This is a genomic window from Leucobacter sp. M11, from assembly GCF_035726885.1.
GTDB lineage: Bacteria > Actinomycetota > Actinomycetes > Actinomycetales > Microbacteriaceae > JAPFRB01.
The window spans coordinates 299,322-306,300 of the sequence record NZ_JAPFRB010000003.1; the positions used below are offsets into that span (position 1 = coordinate 299,322).

6 protein-coding genes are annotated in these 6,979 nt (G+C 66.1%); 5 read left to right on the forward strand and 1 reads right to left on the reverse strand.

Annotation, left to right across the window (positions count from 1 at the left end):
* Window positions 1–162 precede the first annotated feature (162 nt).
* A complete protein-coding gene (locus OOT08_RS09740; protein ID WP_325092446.1) occupies window positions 163–864 on the reverse strand; it encodes a TetR/AcrR family transcriptional regulator in 702 nt (233 codons plus the stop codon).
* Window positions 865–1,078: 214 nt separating this feature from the next.
* Between OOT08_RS09740 and OOT08_RS09745 the strand changes: the two genes are divergently transcribed.
* The 5 genes from OOT08_RS09745 to OOT08_RS09765 form a co-directional block, all read left to right on the forward strand.
* Window positions 1,079–2,788 carry an ABC transporter ATP-binding protein gene (locus OOT08_RS09745; RefSeq protein WP_325092447.1) on the forward strand — a complete coding sequence of 570 codons (1,710 nt, stop codon included), beginning with the start codon at window positions 1,079–1,081 and terminating at the stop codon, window positions 2,786–2,788.
* Between the two features lie 89 nt (window positions 2,789–2,877).
* The gene (locus tag OOT08_RS09750; protein WP_325092448.1) at window positions 2,878–4,599 is read left to right on the forward strand and encodes an ABC transporter ATP-binding protein; all 1,722 of its coding nucleotides are present in this window, start codon (window positions 2,878–2,880) and stop codon (window positions 4,597–4,599) included.
* Window positions 4,586–5,203: an MptD family putative ECF transporter S component gene (locus OOT08_RS09755; protein ID WP_325092449.1), complete on the forward strand. Its 618-nt coding sequence runs from the start codon at window positions 4,586–4,588 to the stop codon at window positions 5,201–5,203. The genes OOT08_RS09750 and OOT08_RS09755 overlap by 14 nt, the downstream gene beginning before the upstream one ends.
* A gap of 77 nt (window positions 5,204–5,280) precedes the next feature.
* Complete coding sequence (locus tag OOT08_RS09760; RefSeq protein WP_325092450.1) at window positions 5,281–5,961, forward strand: energy-coupling factor transporter transmembrane component T; 681 nt, start codon at window positions 5,281–5,283, stop codon at window positions 5,959–5,961.
* On the forward strand, window positions 5,958–6,979 hold a 1,022-nt coding region (locus tag OOT08_RS09765), incomplete at its 3' end, for an ABC transporter ATP-binding protein (protein WP_325092451.1). The genes OOT08_RS09760 and OOT08_RS09765, both read left to right, overlap by 4 nt.

The window sequence follows — 6,979 nt, forward strand, 5'->3', positions numbered from 1 at the left end:
GCCTTTCTTGTTTCCCCTCGCGCCTCGCGGGGACGTGAACCCCGGGGGTTCACCGCGGCGGTGGCCGCGGCGTGGGCCACGGGAAACGCTGGCGCGTTTCTGGACCGCAAGGGGACGGGGTGCCTGGGGCAGTGCGCCTCGGCCCTGAGCGCCAAGGCTGCGCTACCGGCCCCGGGGGCGTGCTCGCGCGTAGGGGGCAAGGCCCGCAATGGTCGTGTCGATGACGAAGCGATAGTAGCCCTCGCGCGCGGTTTCAGCGCCCGCGGTGCCTGAGGCAAAGGTGGCCATGAGCGTCGTGTCAAGCACCGCCACTCCGGGGCTGCCTTCTCCCGTCTCGAGGAAGTGCCGCATCATCTGGCCGTGATCACGGGATCCCTCGCCGTCGTCAAGAAGGCGTTCGTCGGCAATCGCGATCGTCATGACTGCGTTGTTAAACAGGGTGGCGAACGCGAGGCCGGTCATGTCCGCAAACCCAGCTTGCTGAAGCGTGGCGACCCCGGCGTCAATCATGGGCAGGATGGAGGGGAAGGATGGGCCGTGCAGTAAGACCCACTTGGCGGTTCCTGGGTAGCGGCGCAGAGGCGGTTGAATCTCGTGCAGCATGGCCCGGAACCAGTCTTCCCAGGCTGCGCTGCTCGGCGGAGGCGTGAGCTCCGAGAGCGCCGCCGCGACGACGCTCCGCAACAGCTTGTCCTTCGCTCCGACGTGATGGGTGATGACCGAGACCGTCACGCCACACCGTTGCGCGAGATCACGCAACGACCAACCCAGGAGGTGGGACTCCTCGGTGAGTGACAGGGCCTCGGCGACGATCTGCTCGGGCACGAGGCCGACGTGATACGACGCGCCCGGTCGACGTGCCATGCTGCGGCCTCCATTCACTGCTGTCTTTGGTGTCCCCAGTCTGCCGCACCAGGTCCACCATTGCCTATCTGGGTAAGGTTCGGCTAACCTCCCATTAGGACAGTGTACGGATGCGTCGGTGATCGGGCATCCGATGCTTCAGAGAGGTGGTTCCGTGCGAGCAGCAGCCCCCAACGCAACCGCAGGCTTATTCGCCCCGGTACGCGGCAGCATTGTGTGGATTCTCGTGCTCAGCGCAGGGAGCGCCGTCATGACGGTGGTGCCGCTCGTGGCGATCGTTGAGTTGGCCCAGGCGTTGTGGCCCATGCTGGACCAGCAACCCGTGGACACAGCCCGGGTCTGGATGATCGTCATGATCGTCGCGGCCGCCCTGGTCGCCAGCTTTGCTGTGGCGTGGGGATCGCTGGTGGTCGGGCACCGTGCCGACTCGGGCCTGCAACGCGGGGTGCGAACTCGCTTGGTTGAGCACCTGGGGCGAATGCCGCTGGGCTGGTTCGGTGACCGCTCGTCAGGCGTCGTCAAGAAGATCGTCTCGAACGATGTTTCTGCATTGCACCACGTGACCGGCCACGCGATCCACGACCTGGTGCTCGCGATCGTCGTGCCGGTGCTATCGATGATGTACCTCTTCGCCACCGAATGGCGGATGGCGCTGGTGTGCCTCGTGCCACTGGTGGTCACGCTGGCGCTCTATGGCGTCATGATGGCCGGGGTGAAGGATCAGCTGGTGAAATACGACGAGTCCGTGGAGCGGTTGAACTCGGCCACGATTGAGTTTGTCAACGGTATCGCCGTCGTGAAGAGCTTCGGGCAGGGGGCCCGCGAGCACGCTCGCTACTCGGAAGAGGCCGGTCGTTTCCTGCGTTTCTACCGGGGCTGGATGGGCGAGACGGCGGTGCTGCAGACCATCATCGAGGTCATCACCGCCCCCGTGGCCGTGCTGGCCTGGGTCGCCGGAGCCGGCACCTGGCTGGTGTCGACGGGGAGCATCGCCCCTCGTGACCTGCTTCCCGCGCTCCTGCTTGGTCTGGCGCTCTCTGCGCCCCTCCTGCAACTCGGGTATACCGGCCAGGCGGTGCGGAACGCGATGCAGGCTCGGAAATCGATTATCGGCTTCCTGAACCAACCCGTGATGCCTCAACCCGATGTTCCCGTGACCCCGCAGGGCTCCGCGGTGCTGTTTCGCGGGGCGACCTTCAGCTATGACGGGCAGCGCACGGTGCTGCGCGAGATCACTGCTGAGTGTGCACCCGGCACGGTGACGGCTCTCGTGGGGCCGTCGGGGTCAGGCAAGTCGACGCTGGCGCGACTGGTCCCCAGGTTCCATGACACCACCGGGGGAGAAATCTCCGTCGGGGGCGTCGACGTGCGCCAGATCGCGCCCAGCAGTCTGTACGAGAACGTCGGTTTCGTCTTCCAGGACGCCTACCTGCTGCGCACGACACTCCGTGACAACATCAGACTCACTCGCCCGGAGTCCACCGACGAGGAGGTTGAACGGGCCGCAGCAGCCGCGCAGATTCGTGAGCGTATCGGGAGGCTCCCCCGCGGCTTCGACTCGGTAATCGGCGAGGACGCGCACCTCTCCGGGGGTGAGGCGCAACGGGTGATGATTGCCAGAGCGCTCATCACCGACGCCCCGATCCTGGTGCTCGATGAGGCGACTGCTGCGATGGACCCCGACTCCGAAGCCGCGGTGCAGGACGCGATCTCCGCGCTCACTGCCGGTCGGAGCCTGCTGGTCATCGCACACCGGCTGCACACAATCGTCGGCGCTGACCAGATTCTTGTGCTTGACGAAGGCCGCATTGTGCAACGAGGGACCCACGCCGAGTTACTCGTCGAGGGCGGGCTGTACCAGGAGCTCTGGCAGCGGCACGAGCGGGGTCGCACCGGAGCCGACGTGAGGAGCGCGACCCAATGACCACGTCGAACGCTGCGCGTCGTCCGCGCACCTTGGCCGGGAAGCTATCGCACCTGAGCTCGCCTCGGGCACAACGCCAGATTCGCGTCTTGCTCACACTGTTTGTCTCCTGCGCCGTGCTCCAGGGCGTGGCCTTCGTCATGCTCGTTCCGTTCCTGAGCGCCGTGTTTGCTGGCGACGCCGACGACACCGCGAGATGGCTGGCGTGGATCGCAGGGGTCGCCGCGGGCTATGTGGTGCTGGCCACCATTGCCAGCCGGATGGCACAAGACACGGCTTCAGAGGTCTTGCGCTCCCTGCTCGCACGATTTGGCAACCGCCTGGTGCATCTACCGATTGGGTGGTTCGTTGCCGCAGACCGGACCGGCAAGGCAGCGGACACCGCAACCTCCGGCCTGGTGTTCGTTGCCGCGACAACCTACCAAATCGTCCGTCCGATCATCACCGCGTTCGTCACGCCGGCCACCGTGCTCGTCGGGGCAACCCTCATCGACTGGAGGATCGCGCTCGTGCTCGTGGTGGCGGCTCCGTTGGTCTGGGCCACCAATCGGGTCATCTCAGCCCGGATGAAACAGGCAGACCGCGAGCATGGCGCTGCGGTCGCTGATGCCTCGGCACGAATCGTCGAGTTTGCACGAAACCAGCCCGCCCTCCGTGCCGCGACGAATACGGCCGTGGCGCGGGGCATGCTGAACCAGGCTATCGACCGGCAACATGACACCGATCAACGCTCGCACATGAGCGCCGGTGGAGCGACCGCTGTGTTCGCCGGGGTGGTGCATCTGTGCGTCGTTGCTGCGCTCATCGCGGGCACCTCGCTGACGCTGAGCGGCGAATTATCGACGGCGACCCTCATCGGGATGCTCGTGCTCACCGTGCGGTTCACGGAACCAATCATCAATTCCGGTGCCCTGGGCGGAGGCATCGGGGCCGCGCTGAACACCCTCGAGTATCTCGATGAGCTGGACGCCGAACCGGTGCTCGACGAGCCCGAGGCTCCTCGGCGGCCAGATCACCATCGGGTGCGGTTCGACCGGGTGACCTTCTCCTACGGAGAAGAGTCCGTCCTGACGGAGCTCTCGTTCATCGCACCAGCGGGCGCAATGACCGCGATCGTCGGGCCCTCCGGTTCCGGCAAGTCGACCATTGTGCGCCTGCTCGCGCGCTTCTACGATCCGCAGAGCGGCACCGTCTCGATCGGCGGGATCCCCCTTCCCGAGCTCGGGAGTACCCGAGTGTCTGACCTCATCGCCCCGGTCTTTCAAGACGTCTATCTTTTCGAGGGGACGATCCTCGAAAACATCCGACTCGGCAGTCCGGAAGCGACCGACGCGGACGTGCGCAATGCGGCACATCAGGCGCGCGTAGATCGGATCGTCGAACGGCTCCCCGAGGGCTGGGAGACTCGCGTCGGCGAGGGCGGAACCCTGCTCTCTGGCGGAGAACGACAGCGTGTTTCCATCGCCCGCGCGCTCCTCAAAGACGCTCCCATTGTGGTCCTTGACGAAGCCACGGCCGCTCTGGATCCCGAGAATGAGGAAGCCATCGGACGGTCCATGACGGCGTTGCGCGACCGCACCCTCATCGTGGTGGCCCACAGAATGCAGACGATCCAGACCGCTCAGCACATCATCATGCTCGATGGCCGGGGCGGTATCGCCGAGCAAGGCACTCACGCTGAACTCCTGGCACGGGGCGGCACCTACACCCGCTACTGGCGAAGCCGCGAACGTGCCAGCGGATGGCGACTCACCACCTCAGCTCCCCTCCGACTCCCGACCTCCCAAGGAACACCCCATGACAAGCACTGAATCATCCAGCCGCAGCTTCAGCCTGCGCATGTCCGCCCGCGACCTGATCTCCATTGGCATCTTCGCTGCCCTGTACTTCGTTCTCAGCCTCGCAGCCTCCCTGATCGGCATCATCAACCCTCCGATGATGATCGTTTCCACCGGGCTCGCGATTATCATCGGGGCGATCCCGTTCATGCTCTTCCTCACCCGGGTCAGGCACCCCGGCATGATCACGCTGTTCGCGATCATCAGCGGTGCACTCTACGTCCTGACCGGAACGCTCCTCATCGGTCTCATCTTGATGGTCGGCCTGGCCCTGATCGCCGAGCTGATCGTGTGGGCCGGACGGTACCGCTCGACGACGGCGGGCATTCTCGCCTACACGGTCTTCTCGATCTGGTTCTTTGGCCCGATCTTGCCCCTGCTGTACGCACGCGACGACTACCTGAGCATGCCCGGCCTCACGTCAGCCGGTCCCGAGTACGTCGCTGGCGTTGATGCGCTGTTCACCACGCCGGTTATCCTCGCCGTCGGAGTCGGCTGCGCGGTGTGCGGTCTCATCGGTGGCCTCCTGGGCGCTCGTGTGCTGCGCAAGCACTTCGTTCGCGCCGGGCTCGCATGACCCCGACTGCACCCGCGGGCGCGCACCTCGGGAATGCGCGGCACACGGCAGGGCGCGGAGTGTCACCTGCGCCGACCGTGCGAGATCCGCGGATCACGCTGGTCCTAGTCATCGCCACCGGCGTGGTGATGAGCCTGCCCGCGCCCGAACCGTTCTTCCCGGGAGCCGTCCTGCTGGTCATCATGCTCATCGGGATCGAACGGGCCTGGCGGCGACTGGCGGGGTTCCTCATCGCGATAGCGGGGCTCGCGGCGCTCGCCTCCCTGCTGCCGGCACTGGTGCCGCATGCCTCGACCGCGATCATCGGGTACACCGCCGCGTACCTGCTGCGGTTCGTGCTCATTGCCGCGGTCGCCAGCCACGTGATCGCTACGACCTCGGCGGCTCACCTGACCGCCGCGTTCCGCGCGGCAGGGATGCCGCGCGCAATCGTCGTGCCTACGGCGGTGACGATGCGGTTCCTCCCCGTCGTCGCCACCGAGACTCGCGCCGTCTGGGAGGCAATGCAGTTGCGCGGTCTGGCGAGCACCGGCGATATGCTTCGCCACCCGGTCCGGCTCATCGAGTGGCTCACCGTTCCCGTGATCGCGTCCACGCTTCGCGTCGGCGATGACCTCACCGCCAGTGCCTTACTGCGCGGACTCGGCAGCACGAGTCGGCCCACCAGTATCCACCCCACGCGTATCAGCCCTGCCGATGTCCTCCTCCTTGCCATGAGCGGGGTGCTTGCCGCCCTGTCCTGGTGGCTCTTCGGATGACCGCCACCCCCGCGATCCAACTGGGTGATGTGTCCTGGACGTACCGGGGAGTCGAGACGCCCGCGCTCCACGGACTGGACATGACCATCGACCGGGGGGAAACGGTCGTCCTTGCTGGTGCCAGCGGATCGGGCAAGAGCACGATCCTGCGGCTGATGAACGGCCTGATCCCTCACCTGCACGAGGGCAGGCTGACCGGAGATGTCCGGCTCCTTGGTGCTTCCACCACTGCTCTTGACCTCGCGGGGTTTGGCCGCAAGACCGGCTCTGTCTGGCAACACCCGTTTCGACAGTTCTTCGCCAGCACCGTTACCGACGAGATCGCCTTCGCTCTGGAGAACCACGGAGACGTTCCAGAACGCATACGGCACCGCGTCGATGAGCTGCTCACCTCCCACGACCTCGTCCAGGTGCGAAACCGGCTCCTCAGCACGCTCTCCAGCGGCCAGCAACAACTCGTCGCCCTCCTTGCCGCCATCGCCCACCGCCCGCAGCTCTTGCTGCTTGATGAACCCAGCGCCAACCTCTCCGAGTCCGCGACCGCACGGCTCGTCGCATCCCTCGCTCGGCTCCGAGGCGAAGGCGTCACGACCGTCATCGCCGAACACCGAATCTCCCCGTTCCTCCCCATCACCGACCGAATCGTCTCCGTCAGCGGCGGGCGTCTCGAGACCACCTGGAGACCACAGGCATTCACCCGACTGTCAGAGCACGAACGCAGCTCGCATGGCCTGCGCCCGCGAACACTCCCTCCGCAGCGGGCGGTGCCGGGGGTCGCCTCGGGGCGCAGTATTGAGGCGAGCGGCCCGCAGACCTCAGCACACCGCGCGGATACCCCCGCCCTGCGGAACGCACGTGAGGGCGTGACCCTCGAAAACATCCTCTGCGTCAAGGACGGCCACGTCATTCTCGACCTCGATCATGCGCACTTCCCACCCGGTCGGGTGACGGTTTTGCGCGGGGGGAACGGCGCGGGCAAGACCACGCTCGCCCGCATCATCGTTGGGCTTCAACGGCA